This is a genomic window from Eubacterium sp. ER2, assembly GCF_000765215.1.
In the GTDB taxonomy this organism is placed as follows: Bacteria; Bacillota; Clostridia; order Lachnospirales; family Lachnospiraceae; genus Claveliimonas; species Claveliimonas intestinigallinarum.
Map to the genome: position 1 here is coordinate 23,736 of NZ_JPJE01000045.1, position 17,356 is coordinate 41,091.

The window sequence follows — 17,356 nt, forward strand, 5'->3', positions numbered from 1 at the left end:
GTGTTGGAGCGGCACTGTAAGGCAGGGAGAAAAGGAGTGATTGTATGGTATTTAACACCGGAGCTGCCCTCCTTGACGCGATCGTCCTGGCGGTTGTCTCAAGAGAAAAAGAGGGGACGTACGGTTATAAGATCACCCAGGATGTAAGGAAGGCCATCGAGGTGTCGGAGTCCACCCTGTACCCCGTGCTGAGGAGACTGCAGAAGGACGACTGCCTGGAAGTTTACGACAGGCAGTATGACGGGAGGAACCGACGATATTACAAGATTACGCCGAGAGGTGAAGCGCAGCTGAATTTGTATCGATCCGAGTGGAAGAGCTATTCGGAAAAGATCAGCGAAATATTTGAGGGAGGTGCTATCTTATGAACCGTATACAGTTTATGCTTGAGCTGGCGGCGCTCCTGCAGGATATATCCGTGGAGGAGCGCACAGAGGCAATGAAATATTACAATGACTATTTTGACGAGGCGGGAGAGGAGAACGAGGCGGAGATCATCCGGGAGCTGGGAAGCCCCGCCAAGGTAGCGGCCGAGATCAAGGCGGGCCTGGGAGGAAAGGCCGGGGAGGAAGGAGAGTTCCGGGAGACCGGATACACAGATCCCCGATTTGAGCGCAGGGAGTCCCCCGCAAGACCGGGCGGCCCGGGCCCGGACAGTCAGAGAGGCGGCACGGGGTACGGGACTGAAAATGGCGGCCCATCGGCGGGGTATAGCTCAAACGCCGGCAGTTATGGCCAGCCCCGCGGGAGCCGGACCTGGAAGATCATCCTGATCGTGCTGATTCTTCTTGTCTGCTCACCCGTCGTGGTTCCGGTAGGGTTCGCCCTCCTCTGTGTTGTGGCGGGGCTTGCCATCGCTGCGTTTGCCGTCTTTTTTGCCTTTGCTCTTGCGGCTGTCGTGGTGGCTGTCGTAGGGGTCGTCCTCTTCTTTGCGGGGATGATGGCCCTGGTGCCGGACCTGCCAACAGGGCTGGCTCTGATTGGAAGCGGCATGATTTTGGCGGTGATCGGAGCGATTCTGACCGTGGCGGCCGTAAGGCTCTGCATCATCGTGCTGCCGGGACTGTTCCGGTTTTTTGTAGAACTCTGCAGACGTCCGTTTCACAGGAGAAAGGCGGTGGGTTAAATGAAGAGGGGATGGAGAAATTTCTGGATCACCTGCGGCGTGGTAGCCGGTATCGGGTGCGTATGCCTGGTCAGCGGGAAAGTGATGGGAGCTACCCTGACTGTCATGGATAACTATATTCCGGACTGGATCGGCCCGGGAAGAGGGGAAGTGGATGTGTCCTACGATTACGGCGACACTCCCCTGGAGGCGGACACGGATGAGACTTACTATGATGTCCGCTCCCTGAAGCTGGACACAGAGGGACTCCATGTCCAGATCCTGAAGGGCACCGGCGACGGCATCACCGTACAGACGGAGGACGTCTACTCTGCCCTGAAATTTCAGGTGGCAGAGGAGGACGGAGAGCTGACGGTGGAGACCACGGCCCGCCGCTTCCCCTGGCGGATGAACAAGGGAAATTACGGCAATGTGTGGATCTATGTTCCGGAGGAGCTGCAGCTTGAGACAGCGGATCTTCAGCTGGGCATAGGTGAGCTCTATGTGGAAAATATAGACGCCGGAGAGCTGAAGCTGGAGGTGGGCGCCGGCTCCGCCGCCCTGGACTGGTTCACAGCGGATGAGCTGGACATAGAGGTGGGCGTGGGCACTGTTGAAGTGTCCGGCGATACCAGACAGAAGGCGGATCTGGAGTGTGGCGTTGGCAGCCTTGTCTACACGGCGGCGGGAAAAGAGACAGATTTCAACTACAGGCTGGAGTGCGGTGTTGGAGAGTTGAATATTGGAGAGAGCAGCTACTCCGGACTTGGCGTAGAGAGGACAATCGACAACAGGGCCCAGAGGACAATGGATATTTCCTGCGATGTGGGAAGCACAGAAATTTATTTTGAAGAATCGTAGAAAGGAAGGATTGATTATGGATACAAAGAGACTTTACCGTTCCAGAAGAGAGCGCATGATCTGCGGTGTGTGCGGAGGCGTGGCCGAGTATTTCGGTATCGACCCGACCCTTATAAGGCTGGCCTTTGTCCTGTTTGTTTTTGCGGGAGGAAGCGGGTTCCTGGCCTATCTGATCGCGGCCATCATCATACCGGATGATCCCCGTCAGTAAAAGAACTGTATAAAACAGCCCATCCTGTCAATACTTCCAGATAGCAATCTATTTGGAAAGGGGCAGGCATATGGGAAAGAAAAAAGAAAAGCCGGTGGATCTGAACACACTTACAGAGGAGGAAAAGCTGAAGTACGAGATCGCGGAGGAGCTGGGGCTGCTTGACAAAGTCATGGAAACAGGGTGGAAGTCTCTGTCGTCCAAGGAGACGGGCCGCATCGGCGGCCTGATCACCAAGAAAAGACGGCAGAAAACCCAAAAGTGACAAAACTGTTAAAAATATTACGAAGTGTGAAGATTTAGTGTCAAAGGTTGAAAAGGACAGGTCATTTTGTTATAATCGACAGCCAGAGGGAATTGCGGGTGATTATCAATGAACGGAAAGATCCATGTGCTGAATATTGACATAGATGACTGTACCGCCAAGGAGGCCATGAAGCAGACTGTGGCATATATGGGGACTGAAGCGATCAATGTGATCGAGATGGTCACGGTGGATACCTTGATGTATGCCTCCGGCGATCCTTCCCTGCGTGAAAATATAGAGAAGATCGATCTCGTGATCCCAGGTGAGAAGGAGATCCTGGAGGGTGTGGATGTGCGCGAGAAGAGACAGCTCCAGGAGATCGAGCAGAGGACTTATCTGAAAATGTTCCTTCGCTTTCTTCACAAGAACCATTCCAGAGTCTTTCTCCTGGTGGAGACAGAGGAGGAGGCGGAGGGCTTTTACCGCTTTCTCGAGGAGGACTACAGCGGGATCCAGATCGCCGGTATGGCGAAGGTGTCGCCCGCAGATGAGGCCGACGACCTGGTGGTCAATGCGGTCAACGGGGCTGAGATCGACTGTGTTATCGCTTCTCTGTCTTCTCCGGGCCAGGAGGAGTTCATTGCCCGGAACAGGCTGCTGCTGAACGCGCGGGTCTGGCTTGGAGTGGGGAAGAGCGAAAACCCTATCTACAGAAGACGGGGCAGGCTGGAGCGGATCGTCCAGTTTATCAACCACAGGCTTTTCCGCCACGAGGTGGAAAAAAACAGGAAAAAAGAGCTGGAGACAGCCTCGGAGCACTGACATTTTCAAGGCAATTTGTATAGCCCCTTGGGGTGGAAAATTAAAGAAAATAGAGGAAGAAAATTGAGGAAATTAACAAAAATGTGTGATTTCCTCTTTCTTTTTTTGTGAATTTATATTAGTATAGAAAAGAGTAATATGCAAAAAGCGGTAAATGTGCGCAAATACATTGTGGAAAATGCATATTGAAATGAGTGGAGGAGATGGAATATGATATCTAATCAAATACTACAAAATACCATCGATGGCTTAAAAGCGATCACGCGGATCGATCTGTGTGTCATGGATACAGACGGGAAATCTCTAGCAAGCACATTTGCCGAACAGGAGAATTATGAGGCATCTGTACTTTCTTTTGTGGAGTCGCCGGCGGACAGCCAGGTGATCCAGGGCTATCAGTTTTTTAAGATTTTTGACGAGCACCAGCTTGAGTACATCCTTCTCGCCAACGGCGGGAGCGACGATGTCTACATGGTTGGGAAGGTCGCGGCGTTTCAGATCCAGACTCTTCTGACTGCCTACAAGGAGCGCTTCGACAAAGACAATTTTATAAAAAATCTCCTTCTCGACAATCTGCTGCTGGTAGATATTTATAACCGTGCAAAAAAATTACATATTGACACAGAGGTCAGACGTGTTATCTTTATAGTGGAGACTGCCCGGGAGAAGGACAGCAGCATGCTGGATCATGTGCGCAGCCTTCTCGGCAACAAGACAAAGGATTTTGTCACCGCAGTCGACGAGAAAGATATTATAATCGTAAAGGAGCTGGCGCCTTCAGACGGTCACGCGGAGCTGGAGAAGACAGCTGAGACCATACTGGAACTCCTGAAGGGAGAGGATGATGACGATATCCGCATTGCTTACGGAACTGTGATCAATGACATCAAGGAAGTGTCGAAGTCCTACAAGGAGGCAAAGCTTGCCCTGGATGTGGGGAAGATCTTTTTTGATGACCGGAAGGTCATTGCCTACAGTACACTGGGGATCGGGCGTCTGATCTATCAGCTTCCCATTCCGCTCTGCAAGATGTTTATCCGTGAGATTTTTGAGGGGAAATCGCCGGATGAGTTCGATGAGGAGACACTGACGACGATCAACAAGTTCTTTGAGAACAGTCTGAACGTGTCCGAGACATCGCGGCAGCTCTATATCCATCGCAACACGCTTGTCTACAGGCTGGATAAGCTGCAGAAGAGCACGGGGCTTGACCTCCGTGTGTTTGAGGATGCCATCACGTTCAAGATCGCGCTGATGGTAGTGAAGTACATGAAATACATGGAATCACTGGAGTATTGATAATTAGGAGGAAAATATGATTGAACTGAACGAAGTAACGAAGGAATACTCGAAGGGAGTCGCGGCGCTAAACGGTGTGACTCTGAAGATCGAGCAGGGTGAGTTTGTCTTCATCGTCGGAGACAGCGGATCGGGTAAATCCACGCTGATCCGTCTGATCATGAAGGAACTGGAACCGACTTCCGGTACGATCGTCGTGAATGGACAGAATCTGGAGAGGCTGAAACACAGACAGATCCCTATGTATCGCAGGGGTCTGGGTGTCGTGTTCCAGGATTTCCGTCTTCTGAAGGACAGAAATATATATGAGAATATTGCCTTTGCCCAGCGTGTCGTGGAGACATCGCCCAGGATCATCAAGAAGAAAGTGCCTGCGGCTCTTTCGCTGGTTGGTCTTGCCCAGAAATATAAGTCTTATCCAAAGGAGCTGTCCGGAGGTGAGCAGCAGAGGGTTGCCATCGCGCGGGCTATCGTAAATGAGCCTGCCATCCTTCTGGCCGATGAGCCGACAGGTAACCTGGATCCGACTAACTCCTGGGAGATCATGAAGCTCCTGGAGGAGGCCAATGAGAGGGGGACGACTGTCCTGGTCGTGACACACAACCAGGAGATCGTGAACGAGATGAGAAAACGAGTAGTGACAATGAAAAAGGGAGTCATTGTCAGCGACGAGCAAAAAGGTGGGTATAATAATGAAGATTAGTACAGTCGGATATTCGACAAAACAGGGGTTTAAGAACATTGCCCGTAACAAGCTGTTTTCCATTGCGTCCATTGCGACGATGGCGGCGTGTATTTTTGTGTTCGGTCTGTTCTTTGCAATTGTCATGAACTTTAACTATATTGTGCAGAAGGCCGAGGAGGGAGTTGCCATCACCGTCTTCTTTGACGAGGGGCTGGATCAGTCCCGGATCGATGAGATCGGCGATGAGCTGAGATCCTGCGACGGCGTGCTGGATGTGGAGTATGTATCGGCGGACGACGCGTGGGAGTCTTTCCAGAGTGAGTATTTCGGAGAGGACTCCAGTCTGGCGGAGGGCTTTAAGGATGACAACCCTCTTGCCAACTCAGACAACTACGCAGTCTATATGGAGGACGTGTCCAAGCAGGAGAGCGTGGTAAGCTTCGCAGAGAGCTTGGATGGCGTCAGAAGGGTCAACAAGTCGGACGTTGTGGCGGATACGCTCAGCAGCGTCAACAGACTGATCACCTACGTGTCCATCGCGATCATCGCCATCCTGCTGGCTGTGTCCATCTTCCTGATCAGCAACACGGTCACCATGGGTATCACAGTCCGGCGCGAGGAGATCGCCATCATGAAATATATAGGAGCCAAGGATGGGTTTGTCCGGGCGCCCTTCGTCATAGAGGGTGTGGTCATCGGACTGATCGGAGCGATCATACCGCTCGCCCTGTTATATTTTATGTATGGGAAGGCGGTTTCATACATCCTTCAGAGATTTAATCTTTTAAATAATATTCTGGATTTCCTTCCGGTGACAGCAGTCTATAAGGTTCTGCTTCCGGTAGGTCTTGCCCTCGGTGTGGGCATCGGATTTGTGGGAAGCTTCTTCACGATCCGCAAACATCTGAAAGTGTAGCAAACAGGCGCGGAGACGCCTGTCTGTGATAGATTACGGAACCAGAAAACAGACACAGGGGAAACAAAGGGGTACAAAGTAAGGGAGAAAAAAGCTATGGTTAGGAAAAGGTTAGTCAGTGTTTTATTGGCGGGAGCGCTTGTGGCAGGAATGGGGCTGCAGGTGAATGTGACAGTGAAGGCGGATGATCTGCAGGACGCAAAGAACAAGGCCAGCGAGCAGCAAAGCCAGATCGACGCTGCACAGGCGGAGAAGAAGGAGCTGGTGGCTCAGCTTGACGGCATTGTGGCGGATATGGAGCAGACCCAGGCCGACATTGAGGCAAAGCAGGAGGAGATCGCCAAAAAGGCAGATGAACTTGACGCCGCTAAAATTGATGAGAATAATCAGTATGAAAGCATGAAGCTCCGCATACAGTATATGTATGAGAACGGGAACGGACAGTTCCTGGAGACACTGCTGGAGTCCAAGAGTATTGCCGAGTTCCTCAGCAATGCGGAGTATATTACGCAGATCTCTGAGTACGACAGAAACATGCTGGTGGAGTTCCAAAATGTTGTGGATAAGGTGGAAAAGCAGCAGGAGGAGCTGGAGCAGGAGAACGCAGAGCTGGAGGAGATGCAGAACAGTCTCCAGAGTCAGCAGACAGAGCTTCAGTCTCTCGTGGACAGCAAGAGCAGCGAGATTGCCAGTCTTCAGTCCGAGCTGAGCGCTACAAACGCCAAGATCTCCGAGCTGCAGGCGGCTGCGGAAGAGCAGGCGAGACTGCAGAGGGAAGCTCAGAATTCAAATAATAATAATAACAATAGTAATGATAACGATTATACACCAGGGCCATCCTATACGCCTTCCGGCGGAACAGGGAGACTGCAGAACCCCTGCCCGGCGGCCTACATCAGCAGTGAGTTCGGCGGACGTCAGTCTCCGGGAGGCATCGGAAGTACAAACCACAAGGGACGCGACTATGCTGCGGCATCCGGCACACCGATCTATGCTGCGGCATCCGGTACAGTTACAACCGTATCCTACAGTGGCGCCAGGGGAAATTATGTGATTATCAACCATGGAGATATTTCCACCCTCTATCAGCATTGCAGCGCTATTTTTGTGAGTGTAGGACAGTCGGTAGGGGCAGGTGCTAATATTGCGGCAGTCGGTTCTACGGGTAATTCCACCGGACCTCATCTCCACTTTGAAGTGTGGGTGGGCGGTACACCGGTAGACCCAAGATTATATCTGTAGAAGACGAATAGATGGAGAACAGGACTTCATATATGAAAAATCATAGTTTTTTAAAGGGGGCGCTTGCTGGCGCCCTCGTTGTGTTATTGGCAGGGGGAGTTGTCTCCTGCGGGATTTTGAAAAGTGAAGAGGGACGGAAGATGGATCTTCTGAACAGCCTCATCGACCAGTACTATATCGGCGATGTGGATGAGGCGGAGCTGTCTGAGGGAGTCTACAAGGGCTATATCGAGGGGTTGGGAGATCCCTACTCAGTCTACTACGACGAGGAGGAGACAGAGCAGATGAACGAGAGTTTGTCCGGCGAGTTCGGGGGCGTGGGCGCCCTCATGAGCCAGGACAGGGACTCTGGCGTCATCACGGTGCTCCAGGTGTATGACGGCTCCCCGGCACAGGAGGCCGGCATGCGGGACGGCGATACCCTCTACAAGGTGGAGGGGGAAGAGGTGATCGGGGAGGACCTGTCCGATGTGGTGAGCAAGGTGAAGGGAGAGAAGGGCACCCAGGTGACCCTCACAGTCCTCCGGGCGGACACAGGCGAGGAGGAAGAGCTGACCATCACAAGGGATACCATCCAGGCCCAGACGGTCTCCCACGAGATGAAGGAGGACAATGTGGGCTACATCCGCATCGCGGAGTTTGACGCCGTGACCTATGACCAGTACAAGGAGGCGCTGGAGGATCTGGAGAGCCAGGGCATGGAGAAGCTGATCGTGGATCTCAGGAGCAATCCTGGCGGCAACCTGGATACTGTCTGCGATATCCTGGATCTGATGCTGCCGGAGGGACTGATCGTCTACACCGAGGATAAGAATGGGGAGCGGGAGGAGTACACATCTGACGAGGAACATCAGTTTGACAAACCACTAGTGGTCATGATGAACGGCTACAGCGCCAGCGCCTCGGAGATATTTGCAGGCGCTATCCAGGACTACGGCCTGGGGCAGATCGTGGGGACCCAGTCCTACGGGAAGGGCGTTGTGCAGAGCATCTTTGACCTGCAGGACGGCACAAGCGTGAAGCTGACCATTGCAGAGTACTTCACCCCCAACGGCCGCAGCATCGACGGTGAGGGCATTACCCCGGACGTGGAAGTGGAATACCAGTATGATGAAAATGATCCGGAGGCTGACAATCAGCTTGACAGGGCCATGGAGGTCCTGGCGCAGCAGTGAGCGGCAGTCCCTGCGAAAGAGGTGGAACGGGAAATTTCCCGTTCCATTTCTTATAGTGGTATGATAAAATGTTGCCAGGATAGATGTAAAAGAGATTTAGAAAGGAATACAGGCTATGACGATTTTAATTAAAAACGGACATGTGCTTGATCCCGGGACAGGGCTGGATGATATATGTGACGTGCTGATCGACGGGGATCGGATCACAGAGGTGGAAAAGAACATTGAGACAGAGAGCGACCGGGTCATCGACGCCGGCGGATGCTGGGTGATGCCGGGCTTTACCGATCTCCACGTGCACTTCCGGGATCCCGGACTGGAGTACAAGGAGACACTGGCAACAGGCGGCCGCGCGGCTGTCCGGGGAGGCGTCACAACAGTGTGCGCCATGCCCAACACAAAGCCGGTCATTGACAACGGCGTGAAGGTGCGGGAGGTCATGGAGAGGGCCAAGAGAGAGTCCCTCACCAACGTGATCCAGCTGGGGGCCGTGACGAGAGGACAGAAGGGCGAGGAGCTGGCTGACATTAACGGTATGGCGGAGAACGGCTGCCATGCCATCAGCGAGGACGGGAAATCCGTCATGAACGCTTCTCTCTACAGAAAGGGCATGAAGGCGGCCAAAAAGGAAGGCATCGCCGTGTTCGCCCACTGCGAGGACATTACCATGGTGGAGGGCGGTGTCATGAACGCAGATGAGAAGGCCAGGGAGCTGGGGCTTCCGGGCATCACCAACGCGGTGGAGGATGTGATCGTGGCCAGGGATATCCTGCTGGCCAAGGAGACCGGTGTGCAGCTCCACCTGTGCCACTGCTCCACAGCGGACAGCGTGAAGATGCTGGCGCTGGCAAAGGAGGAGGGGCTTCCCGTGACCGGGGAAGTGTGCCCCCACCATTTCATCCTCTCCACAGACGACATCAGGGAGGACGACGGCAACTTTAAGATGAACCCGCCCCTTCGTAGCAGGGAGGATGTGGAGGCCTTAAGAGAGGCCCTGAAAAATGACGTGGTGGACGTCATTGCCACAGACCATGCGCCCCACGCAGAGGCGGAGAAGAACCGCTCCATGAAGCTGGCGGCCTTCGGCATCGTGGGCCTGGAGACCTCCGCGGCCCTGACTTACACAGAGCTGGTGGAAAAAGGCGTTCTCACCCCCATGCAGATGGCGGAGAAGATGAGCTATAATCCGGCACGGATTCTGGGGCTTTCGGACAAGGGCTCTGTGAGCGCAGGCAAGATCGCGGATGTGGTGATCTTTGACCCGCAGAAGGAGTATGTCATTGACAAGAACACATTTTTATCTAAAGGGAAAAACACGCCCTTCCACGGCAGGAAGGTGAGAGGCGAAGTGCGCTGCACCATCGTGGGCGGACGGATCGTATACGAAGGAGGAAAGACAATTGATTAATCAGTTAGTAAGCAATATCAAAAAGACAGGGGCTCCCATTGTGGTGGGACTGGATCCCATGCTCAGCTATATCCCGGAGCAGGTGCAGAAGAAGGCTTTTGCCGAGTTCGGAGAGACGCTGGAGGGAGCCGCAGAGGCTATCTGGCAGTTCAACAAAGAGATCGTGGACAAGACATACGACCTGATCCCGGCTGTGAAGCCCCAGATTGCCATGTACGAGCAGTTCGGCATCCCGGGACTTACAGCCTTCAAGAAGACGGTGGACTACTGCAAGGAAAAGGGGCTGGTTGTGATCGGCGATATCAAGAGAGGGGACATCGGGTCCACCTCCGCCGCCTACGCTACAGGGCACATCGGGAAGGTGCAGGTGGGCGGCAACACCTTTGCTCCCTTTGACGAGGATTTTGTGACGGTCAATCCCTATCTTGGCTCTGACGGCGTGAAGCCCTTTATCGATGTGTGCAAGAAAGAGCAGAAGGGCCTCTTCATTCTTGTAAAGACATCCAACCCCTCCAGCGGGGAGTTCCAGGATCAGCTCATCGACGGGCGTCCGCTCTACGAGCTGGTGGGCGAGAAGGTTAATGAGTGGGGCCAGGAGTGCATGGGCTGCTCCTACAGCTATGTGGGCGCAGTTGTGGGCGCTACCTATCCGGAGATGGGCAAGGTGCTGCGCAAGATCATGCCCAAGGCCTACATCCTTGTGCCAGGCTACGGCGCCCAGGGCGGCCAGGGAAAAGACCTGGTGCACTTCTTCAACGAGGACGGGCTTGGAGCCATCGTCAACTCCTCCAGAGGCATCATTGCCGCCTACAAGCAGGAAAAATACGCTTCCTTTGGAGCGGAGGCCTTCGGCGACGCCTCCAGGGCAGCGGTGGAGGACATGATCGCTGACATCAGAGGCGCACTGGAGAACCGGTAAGCAGAGTCGGCGCAGGTATCCGCCGGAAGGGCGGATACAGCAGAAAAACAGGAGAAGGAAAAAGATGACAAGGAAGAAAGAACAGGTACAGATCATCTCCCAGGAGCAGCTTGCGGAGGGGATCTTCAGCATGTGGATACAAACGGAGGCGGCGAAGGCAGCAAAGCCCGGGCAGTTTATATCCATGTATACAAATGACGGGACAAAGCTGCTGCCCCGACCCATCAGCATCTGCGAGATCGACAGAGAAGGCGGCGCGCTGCGGGTGGTGTACCGGGTGACAGGAGAACATACCGGGACAGAGCAGTTTTCCCGGATGAAGGCAGGGGATAACCTCTTCATTGTTGGCCCCCTTGGAAACGGCTTCCCGCTGGAAAGGGCAAAAGGGAAAAAGGCCTTCCTCATGGGCGGCGGCATCGGCGTGCCTCCCATCCTGGAGCTGGCAAAGGAGCTGGACTGTGGGAAAAAGCAGATCATTGCCGGGTACAGGGACGCGCAGACCTTCCTGCGGGAGGAATTTGAAAAGAGCGGAGAGCTCTACATCTCCACAGAGGACGGAAGCGAGGGCGTGAAGGGAAACGTGCTGGACGCGGTGCGGGAGCTCGGCCTGGAGGCGGATATCATCTACGCCTGCGGCCCTACACCCATGCTCCGGGCGATCAAGCAGTACGCGCAGGAAAGGGGAACCAAGTGTTACATTTCCCTGGAGGAGAGGATGGCCTGCGGCATCGGCGCCTGTCTCGGGTGCGTGTGCCAGACAAAGGAGAAGGACGCCCACAGTAATGTGAACAATAAAAGGATCTGCAAGGACGGACCGGTCTTTTTAGCGACGGAGGTGGAGATCTGATGGACATGAGAGTAAATATAGCGGGTGTAGAGTGGAAGAACCCGGTGACCGTGGCTTCCGGCACCTTTGGTTCCGGTGAAGAGTTTTCAGAATTCGTGGATCTGAACCGTCTGGGAGCTGTGACCACAAAGGGCGTGGCAAACGTGCCCTGGAGCGGCAACCCGACGCCCCGTGTGGCGGAAGTGTACGGCGGTATGATGAACGCCATCGGCCTGCAGAACCCGGGGATTGAGCTGTTCTGCCAGAGGGATATCCCCTATCTGAAGCAGTTTGATACAAAGATCATCGTGAATGTGTGCGGCCACGCGCCGGAGGAGTACCTGGCAGTGGTGGAGCGGCTTCAGGACGAGCCCATCGACATGATGGAGATCAACATCTCCTGCCCCAATGTGAACGCGGGATTTCTGGCCTTCGGGCAGGATGCGGGACATGTGGAGGAGCTGACAGCGCAGATCAAAAAGATCGCAAAGCAGCCGGTGATCATGAAGCTGACTCCCAATGTGACGGATATCACAGAGATTGCGAAGGCGGCGGAGGCGGGCGGCGCGGATGCCATCTCTCTTATCAACACACTGACCGGTATGAAGATCGACATCAACCGCAGGACATTCGCCCTGGCCAATAAGACCGGCGGCGTGTCCGGCCCGGCAGTCCACCCCATTGCCGTGCGCATGGTGTACCAGGCGGCCCAGGCAGTCCGCATCCCCATCATCGGTATGGGAGGCATTGCCACGGCGGAGGATGCCATCGAGATGATCCTGGCCGGGGCCAGCGCCGTGTCGGTGGGGACAGCCAACTTCCACGACCCGGCCGTGACCTTGAAGGTCATTGACGGCATCGGGAAGTATATGGAGAAGTATGGCTTTGAGACCGTGAAGGACATGGTGGGAGCTGTGAGATAGAAGGCAGTCGGCGAGGCGGCCCGGCAGATGGTAAAGGTGATCCTGGAAAAATATATTCCTGTATTCGCAGAGCTGCGGGAGAGGATAGAGAAGGATTACGGGGAGCTTGTTTCGGACCTCTGAGAATATGTGCAGTGCAGAGCAAGCGCGGTGTAAAAAATAAAAACAGTTCCGTAATATGCGTATGATCGGGAGAGCATATTGCGGAGCTGTTTTTGTTTGAGAAACAGGATAGAGATATTGCCCCAACAGACCGATTGAAAATACATCCCACCTATGTTAAAATTGAAAAGAAAAATTCATGTTAAATACTCACAGATCACAGGAGGCTTTATAGATATGGAAGGATACAAGCAGGAATTTATCCGTTTTATGGTGGACAGCGATGTGCTGAAATTTGGAGATTTTACTTTGAAGAGCGGGAGAAAATCTCCATTTTTCATGAACGCCGGCGCTTACGTGACAGGCTCTCAGTTAAAGAAGCTGGGAGAGTACTACGCAAAGGCTATACACGACAGGTACGGGGATGATTTTGACGTTCTCTTCGGGCCTGCCTACAAGGGAATCCCCCTGGCAGTGGTGACAGCCATCGCCTACAGTGAGCTCTACGGAAAAGAGATCCGCTACTGCTCAGACCGCAAGGAGGAGAAGGACCACGGCGCGGACAAGGGAAGCTTCCTCGGCAGCAGTCTGAGGGACGGCGACCGGGTTATCATGATCGAGGATGTGACTACTTCCGGGAAATCCATGGAGGAGACTGTGCCCAAGGTGAGAGGCGCGGCGGATGTGACCATTGTGGGCCTCATGGTGTCCCTGGACCGGATGGAGGTCGGAAAGGGTGGCGTGAAGAAGGCCCTGGACGAGGTGAAGGAGCTGTACGGGTTTGACACAGCGGCCATCGTCACCATGGCAGAGGTGGTGGAGTGCCTCTACAATAAAGAATGTGATGGAAAGGTTGTCATCGACGATACATTAAAGGCGGCTATCGACGCATACTATGAACAGTACGGAGCAAAATAGGAGGAAGTTGCTATGAATGAGAAAGCATACAGATCTATGGCGTTTGCGGGAACCGGAAATATAGCTATCGGCATTGTGATGATCGTGGTGGGCACAGTGGCAGGCATCCTGGCCATCATAAGCGGGGCCAGACTCCTGAAGGAGAAAAATGGCCTGATGTTTTAGAGAAAGCAGTCTGCGCGGCGGACTGAACGGAGGAGTAGAAGACAGATTTTGAGTTATAAAAAAGGCAGGGGAATACGTATACTGGGGAAGATCCTCTTTATCCTGTATATGGCATTTATCGTGTATTTTCTGCTGTTTTCTGATCTGTACGGGCGAACTGGCCCGGCCAGCGAGTACCACTACAATCTGGTCCTGTTCCGGGAGATCAGGAGGTTCTGGACGTACAGGCATCAGCTTGGCACCTATGCCGTGTTTTCCAATCTCTTTGGAAATGTGCTGATCTTTATGCCTTTTGGGTTTTTCCTGCCTATGGCGAGCCGGTACAGGAGCTTTGCCGCAGCCGTGCTGTACAGCTTTTCGCTGAGCCTGATGGTGGAGACCTTTCAGCTCTTGACGAAGGTGGGCAGCTTTGACGTGGACGACCTGCTCCTGAACACCATAGGAGGAGCGGCAGGATACATCATATTTATCATATGCGCAGCGATAAGGAGACACCATGCTTCTAAGAAGAATAAGAGAAGCCATTGAGGAGATGGCGGAGGGAAGAAAAAAGAAAAAAATTGAAAAAGAAAAGATGAAAAGGCGCAGCCGGAAATACGGACAGGCGCAGCTGAAGCACTCCAGAAGGGGAATAAGAGCCACTTTCCTGGCAGTGTGCTGCCTGTTCCTTCTGGTGCTGGCTTTTTCTGCATCATACATAACCAGAGGAGATGTGGGGCTCCTGATCGGCGTCGTAGGTCTCTTTGCCCTTGTCCTGGCCATCGTCGGTCTGAAGGACGCTGTCCAGGGCTTTAAGGAGCGGGAGAAGAACTACGTGACCTGCAAGGTGGGCGCGGCGTTGAACGGCCTTCTTCTTCTCGGGCTGATCGCAATATTTTTAAGGGGGCTGTTTTAGATGGCAGAGCTGACAGAAGAAAGATATGAACTTGCAATAGAAAGAATTTCGCAGATCCCGGATGAGAGGGCGGCAGGAGAGAGGTTCCGGCCCTGGTTCCGGCGCACTGCGGAATTTATTCTTTTATTGGACAGATTTTACCGATGCGTCCGGTCCGGGGAATACCGGAGATCCTCTCTGGAGGAGCTGAAGGAGTGGAATAGGCGGCTGTACGAGGACATTTTGCCGGAAAATTACGGGACCAGCTTTGGAAATCCAGCCTGGGCAGTGGACCAGCTGGGGGAGGAGTACGGCCAGATATTAAGCTTTCTCTACGCTGAGATACGAGGCGGCATCCCCTACGCGGCGGAGGAGAAGACGGAGTATCTGGATATTCTGTACGAGCTCTTCATTGAGATTTACAACTGCTTTGAGGAGGAAGAGGAGCCGTCGGTGCACACCCTGCGGGACATCATCTACTGGTATGCCAGCGACTACTGCGATGTGTTCGTGGCGGACCGGACCTTGGATCAGATCGACCCGGAGAAGACATTTGCCCTGGACATCATAGAGGGCAGTGACCTTGGGGATCCCAGATACCTCTATTTCTTCGGGGAATATGTAAGTGAAAATGAGCTGGGGACGGCCGCGTATCTGGCCTCCCTGCCGGAGGAGACCATCCGCAGGATGGCGGACGTGTACACAGAGGGCTACCGGGTGGGCTTTGTCAACACGGGAAAGGATCTGTCAAAGAAGAGTACAGTCAACATTCGCTACACCCTGGGATTTGAACGGGTGGTGAAAATGGCGGTGGAGAATTTCGCCCGGATGGGGCTTTCGCCGGTGATCTACAGGGCGGCAGCCAGCGCTCTGACAAAGAGGGGAGCCGGGCGTGTGGGCTACCACGGCGGCATTCCCAACATGCAGTACGACTACGACCACAGGAATGACCAGGGCCTTTTCTTCAACAAGCGTTTTATGGAGAGAAAGCTGGAGGTTATGCATACCTTCTATGAGAGAAATAAAAAGCTGGCCCTGGGGCTTGCCGGGCCGGCCGTCATGGAGACCTTTGGTGAGAAGCCCTTTGCGCCGGAGCCAAAGCAGGAGGCGGTGGCGCTGACGGCCAAGCAGGAGGAGCTGATGCTCCTCTACGACAGCCGTTCCTCCCAGATGACCAACCAGTACATCCCGGGGGATGAGAGGAGTTTCACCATCATCGCCTGGCCGGTTCCTGAGATTGGGGAGAAGTATCCGGAGATTTTTGACGAGGTGATCCGGATCAATACCCTGGACGCAGAGCTCTACGGAAAGGTTCAGCAAACGCTCATCAATGCCCTGGACCAGGGAGAGTATGTGCGCATCCTCGGCAGAGGCGGCAACAGGACGGACATGACCGTGCAGCTCTTCCGGCTTAAGGATCCTGCAAAGGAGACCATCTTTGAAAACTGCGTGGCGGATGTGAACATCCCTGTGGGGGAGGTCTTTACCTCCCCGGTGCTGGAGGGCACCCGGGGTACGCTCCACGTCAGCCATGTGTACCTGAATGGTCTGCAGTTCAAAGACCTGGAGCTGACCTTTGAGGATGGCATGATCACCGGCTACCGGTGCGGGAACTTTGCGGACGAGGAGGAGGGGAAGAAGTATATCTATGACAACATCCTTTTCCGGCACGAGACTCTGCCTCTGGGAGAGTTTGCCATCGGAACCAACACCACAGCCTATGTGACGGCCAGAAAATATGGCATCGGGGACAAGATGCCCATTCTCATCGCTGAGAAGACAGGCCCCCACTTTGCGGTGGGCGACACCTGCTACAGCTGGGCGGAGGACATCAAAGTGTATAACCCGGACGGCAAGGAGATCGTGGCCAGGGACAACTCGGTGTCTGCGCTGCGCAGGGAGGACGTGTCAAAGGCTTACTTCCACTGTCATACGGACATCACCATACCCTATGAGGAGCTGGGCCGGATCGCGGTGGTGACAGGGGACGGACGGGAGATTTCCCTCATCGAAAATGGAGAATTTGTGCTTCCCGGCACAGAGATTTTAAATGAACCATTGAAAAATACGAATAAATAAGCTATGATTTATCTGCAAAACTTATAAATAAGCGGAAATCATACAAGCGGAAAGGATGGAAACTATGCCAAAAGTAGGAATTGTAATGGGCAGTGACTCTGACATGAAGGTCATGAGCAAGGCTGCCGATATGCTGGAAAAACTGGGGATCGAGTATGAGATGACGATCATCTCCGCTCACAGGGAGCCAGATGTGTTCTTTGAGTATGCAAAGAGCGCGGAGGAGAAGGACTTTAAGGTGATCATCGCGGGAGCAGGCATGGCTGCCCATCTGCCGGGTATGTGCGCTGCCATTTTCCCCATGCCGGTCATCGGCGTGCCCATGTCAGGAAAGAACCTGGCCGGAGAGGACGCGCTTTTTTCAATCGTACAGATGCCGCCCGGAATTCCGGTTGCCACAGTTGCCATTGACGGAGGCATGAACGCGGCCATCCTGGCAGCGAAGATCCTGGCTACCTCAGACGCGGCTCTTCTTGAGAGACTGAAGGCCTACACACAGGAGATGAAAGAGACCGTGCAGGCAAAGGCGGCGAAGCTGGACGAACTTGGCTATAAAGAATACATGAAACAGATGTAGTG

General features: G+C 53.9%; 21 protein-coding genes. All 21 read left to right on the forward strand.

Features of this window, described 5'->3' with window-relative positions; genetic code table 11:
* Positions 1-44: 44 nt before the first annotated feature.
* The 21 genes from NI21_RS0114065 (at position 45) to purE (ending at position 17,354) form a co-directional block, all read left to right on the forward strand.
* Positions 45-368 (forward strand): PadR family transcriptional regulator, encoded by a 324-nt coding sequence (locus tag NI21_RS0114065; protein ID WP_033126842.1) that lies wholly within the window; start codon positions 45-47, stop codon positions 366-368.
* Positions 365-1,126: a DUF1700 domain-containing protein gene (locus tag NI21_RS0114070; RefSeq protein WP_033126843.1), complete on the forward strand. Its 762-nt coding sequence runs from the start codon at positions 365-367 to the stop codon at positions 1,124-1,126. The genes NI21_RS0114065 and NI21_RS0114070 overlap by 4 nt, the downstream gene beginning before the upstream one ends.
* The gene (locus NI21_RS0114075; protein WP_033126844.1) at positions 1,127-1,966 is read left to right on the forward strand and encodes a DUF4097 family beta strand repeat-containing protein; all 840 of its coding nucleotides are present in this window, start codon (positions 1,127-1,129) and stop codon (positions 1,964-1,966) included.
* A 16-nt stretch (positions 1,967-1,982) separates the two neighbouring features.
* Positions 1,983-2,177 carry a PspC domain-containing protein gene (locus NI21_RS0114080; RefSeq protein WP_033126845.1) on the forward strand — a complete coding sequence of 65 codons (195 nt, stop codon included), beginning with the start codon at positions 1,983-1,985 and terminating at the stop codon, positions 2,175-2,177.
* Between the two features lie 70 nt (positions 2,178-2,247).
* On the forward strand, positions 2,248-2,442 hold the full coding sequence (locus NI21_RS0114085) for a small, acid-soluble spore protein, alpha/beta type (protein ID WP_033126846.1): 195 nt from the start codon (positions 2,248-2,250) through the stop codon (positions 2,440-2,442).
* 108 nt (positions 2,443-2,550) lie between these two features.
* Positions 2,551-3,246 carry a WecB/TagA/CpsF family glycosyltransferase gene (locus tag NI21_RS0114090; protein ID WP_033126847.1) on the forward strand — a complete coding sequence of 232 codons (696 nt, stop codon included), beginning with the start codon at positions 2,551-2,553 and terminating at the stop codon, positions 3,244-3,246.
* A 210-nt stretch (positions 3,247-3,456) separates the two neighbouring features.
* On the forward strand, positions 3,457-4,545 hold the full coding sequence (locus NI21_RS0114095; protein WP_033126848.1) for a CdaR family transcriptional regulator: 1,089 nt from the start codon (positions 3,457-3,459) through the stop codon (positions 4,543-4,545).
* Between the two features lie 16 nt (positions 4,546-4,561).
* Positions 4,562-5,248: a cell division ATP-binding protein FtsE gene (gene ftsE, locus NI21_RS0114100; RefSeq protein ID WP_033126849.1), complete on the forward strand. Its 687-nt coding sequence runs from the start codon at positions 4,562-4,564 to the stop codon at positions 5,246-5,248.
* Positions 5,238-6,146: a permease-like cell division protein FtsX gene (ftsX, locus tag NI21_RS0114105; RefSeq protein ID WP_033126850.1), complete on the forward strand. Its 909-nt coding sequence runs from the start codon at positions 5,238-5,240 to the stop codon at positions 6,144-6,146. The genes ftsE and ftsX overlap by 11 nt, the downstream gene beginning before the upstream one ends.
* 96 nt (positions 6,147-6,242) lie before the next feature.
* Positions 6,243-7,388 carry a murein hydrolase activator EnvC gene (locus tag NI21_RS0114110; RefSeq protein ID WP_033126851.1) on the forward strand — a complete coding sequence of 382 codons (1,146 nt, stop codon included), beginning with the start codon at positions 6,243-6,245 and terminating at the stop codon, positions 7,386-7,388.
* A 32-nt stretch (positions 7,389-7,420) separates the two neighbouring features.
* Positions 7,421-8,563: a S41 family peptidase gene (locus NI21_RS0114115; RefSeq protein ID WP_081958104.1), complete on the forward strand. Its 1,143-nt coding sequence runs from the start codon at positions 7,421-7,423 to the stop codon at positions 8,561-8,563.
* A gap of 115 nt (positions 8,564-8,678) precedes the next feature.
* Positions 8,679-9,971, forward strand: a complete 1,293-nt coding sequence (locus NI21_RS0114120; protein WP_033126853.1) for a dihydroorotase — start codon at positions 8,679-8,681, stop codon at positions 9,969-9,971.
* Complete coding sequence (gene pyrF, locus NI21_RS0114125) at positions 9,964-10,890, forward strand: orotidine-5'-phosphate decarboxylase (RefSeq protein WP_033126854.1); 927 nt, start codon at positions 9,964-9,966, stop codon at positions 10,888-10,890. Before NI21_RS0114120 ends, pyrF begins: the two co-directional genes overlap by 8 nt.
* Positions 10,891-10,954: 64 nt before the next feature.
* Positions 10,955-11,737 carry a dihydroorotate dehydrogenase electron transfer subunit gene (locus NI21_RS0114130; RefSeq protein WP_033126855.1) on the forward strand — a complete coding sequence of 261 codons (783 nt, stop codon included), beginning with the start codon at positions 10,955-10,957 and terminating at the stop codon, positions 11,735-11,737.
* The gene (locus NI21_RS0114135) at positions 11,737-12,639 is read left to right on the forward strand and encodes a dihydroorotate dehydrogenase (RefSeq protein WP_033126856.1); all 903 of its coding nucleotides are present in this window, start codon (positions 11,737-11,739) and stop codon (positions 12,637-12,639) included. Before NI21_RS0114130 ends, NI21_RS0114135 begins: the two co-directional genes overlap by 1 nt.
* Positions 12,640-12,978: 339 nt before the next feature.
* A complete protein-coding gene (pyrE, locus tag NI21_RS0114140) occupies positions 12,979-13,659 on the forward strand; it encodes an orotate phosphoribosyltransferase (RefSeq protein ID WP_033126857.1) in 681 nt (226 codons plus the stop codon).
* Between the two features lie 12 nt (positions 13,660-13,671).
* On the forward strand, positions 13,672-13,824 hold the full coding sequence (locus tag NI21_RS16920) for a hypothetical protein (RefSeq protein WP_033126858.1): 153 nt from the start codon (positions 13,672-13,674) through the stop codon (positions 13,822-13,824).
* A gap of 48 nt (positions 13,825-13,872) precedes the next feature.
* Positions 13,873-14,352, forward strand: a complete 480-nt coding sequence (locus NI21_RS0114150) for a VanZ family protein (RefSeq protein WP_052084154.1) — start codon at positions 13,873-13,875, stop codon at positions 14,350-14,352.
* Positions 14,321-14,719 carry a DUF6142 family protein gene (locus tag NI21_RS0114155; protein ID WP_033126860.1) on the forward strand — a complete coding sequence of 133 codons (399 nt, stop codon included), beginning with the start codon at positions 14,321-14,323 and terminating at the stop codon, positions 14,717-14,719. The genes NI21_RS0114150 and NI21_RS0114155 overlap by 32 nt, the downstream gene beginning before the upstream one ends.
* Complete coding sequence (locus NI21_RS0114160; protein WP_033126861.1) at positions 14,720-16,777, forward strand: aminopeptidase; 2,058 nt, start codon at positions 14,720-14,722, stop codon at positions 16,775-16,777.
* A 64-nt stretch (positions 16,778-16,841) separates the two neighbouring features.
* On the forward strand, positions 16,842-17,354 hold the full coding sequence (gene purE / locus NI21_RS0114165) for a 5-(carboxyamino)imidazole ribonucleotide mutase (RefSeq protein ID WP_033126862.1): 513 nt from the start codon (positions 16,842-16,844) through the stop codon (positions 17,352-17,354).
* Positions 17,355-17,356 lie beyond the last annotated feature (2 nt).

Bases quoted from the DNA above. Each gene is read 5' to 3' on its own strand.
- NI21_RS0114110 (WP_033126851.1), top strand. From the start codon at position 6,243: ATGGTTAGGAAAAGGTTAGTCAGTGTTTTATTGGCGGGAGCGCTTGTG.
- ftsX (WP_033126850.1), top strand. From the start codon at position 5,238: ATGAAGATTAGTACAGTCGGATATTCGACAAAACAGGGGTTTAAGAAC.
- NI21_RS0114090 (WP_033126847.1), top strand. From the start codon at position 2,551: ATGAACGGAAAGATCCATGTGCTGAATATTGACATAGATGACTGTACC.
- NI21_RS0114085 (WP_033126846.1), top strand. From the start codon at position 2,248: ATGGGAAAGAAAAAAGAAAAGCCGGTGGATCTGAACACACTTACAGAG.
- NI21_RS0114070 (WP_033126843.1), top strand. From the start codon at position 365: ATGAACCGTATACAGTTTATGCTTGAGCTGGCGGCGCTCCTGCAGGAT.
- NI21_RS0114120 (WP_033126853.1), top strand. From the start codon at position 8,679: ATGACGATTTTAATTAAAAACGGACATGTGCTTGATCCCGGGACAGGG.
- pyrE (WP_033126857.1), top strand. From the start codon at position 12,979: ATGGAAGGATACAAGCAGGAATTTATCCGTTTTATGGTGGACAGCGAT.
- NI21_RS0114080 (WP_033126845.1), top strand. From the start codon at position 1,983: ATGGATACAAAGAGACTTTACCGTTCCAGAAGAGAGCGCATGATCTGC.
- NI21_RS0114075 (WP_033126844.1), top strand. From the start codon at position 1,127: ATGAAGAGGGGATGGAGAAATTTCTGGATCACCTGCGGCGTGGTAGCC.
- ftsE (WP_033126849.1), top strand. From the start codon at position 4,562: ATGATTGAACTGAACGAAGTAACGAAGGAATACTCGAAGGGAGTCGCG.
- NI21_RS0114135 (WP_033126856.1), top strand. From the start codon at position 11,737: ATGGACATGAGAGTAAATATAGCGGGTGTAGAGTGGAAGAACCCGGTG.
- NI21_RS0114095 (WP_033126848.1), top strand. From the start codon at position 3,457: ATGATATCTAATCAAATACTACAAAATACCATCGATGGCTTAAAAGCG.
- NI21_RS0114115 (WP_081958104.1), top strand. From the start codon at position 7,421: ATGAAAAATCATAGTTTTTTAAAGGGGGCGCTTGCTGGCGCCCTCGTT.
- purE (WP_033126862.1), top strand. From the start codon at position 16,842: ATGCCAAAAGTAGGAATTGTAATGGGCAGTGACTCTGACATGAAGGTC.
- NI21_RS0114160 (WP_033126861.1), top strand. From the start codon at position 14,720: ATGGCAGAGCTGACAGAAGAAAGATATGAACTTGCAATAGAAAGAATT.
- NI21_RS16920 (WP_033126858.1), top strand. From the start codon at position 13,672: ATGAATGAGAAAGCATACAGATCTATGGCGTTTGCGGGAACCGGAAAT.
- NI21_RS0114065 (WP_033126842.1), top strand. From the start codon at position 45: ATGGTATTTAACACCGGAGCTGCCCTCCTTGACGCGATCGTCCTGGCG.
- NI21_RS0114130 (WP_033126855.1), top strand. From the start codon at position 10,955: ATGACAAGGAAGAAAGAACAGGTACAGATCATCTCCCAGGAGCAGCTT.
- NI21_RS0114155 (WP_033126860.1), top strand. From the start codon at position 14,321: ATGCTTCTAAGAAGAATAAGAGAAGCCATTGAGGAGATGGCGGAGGGA.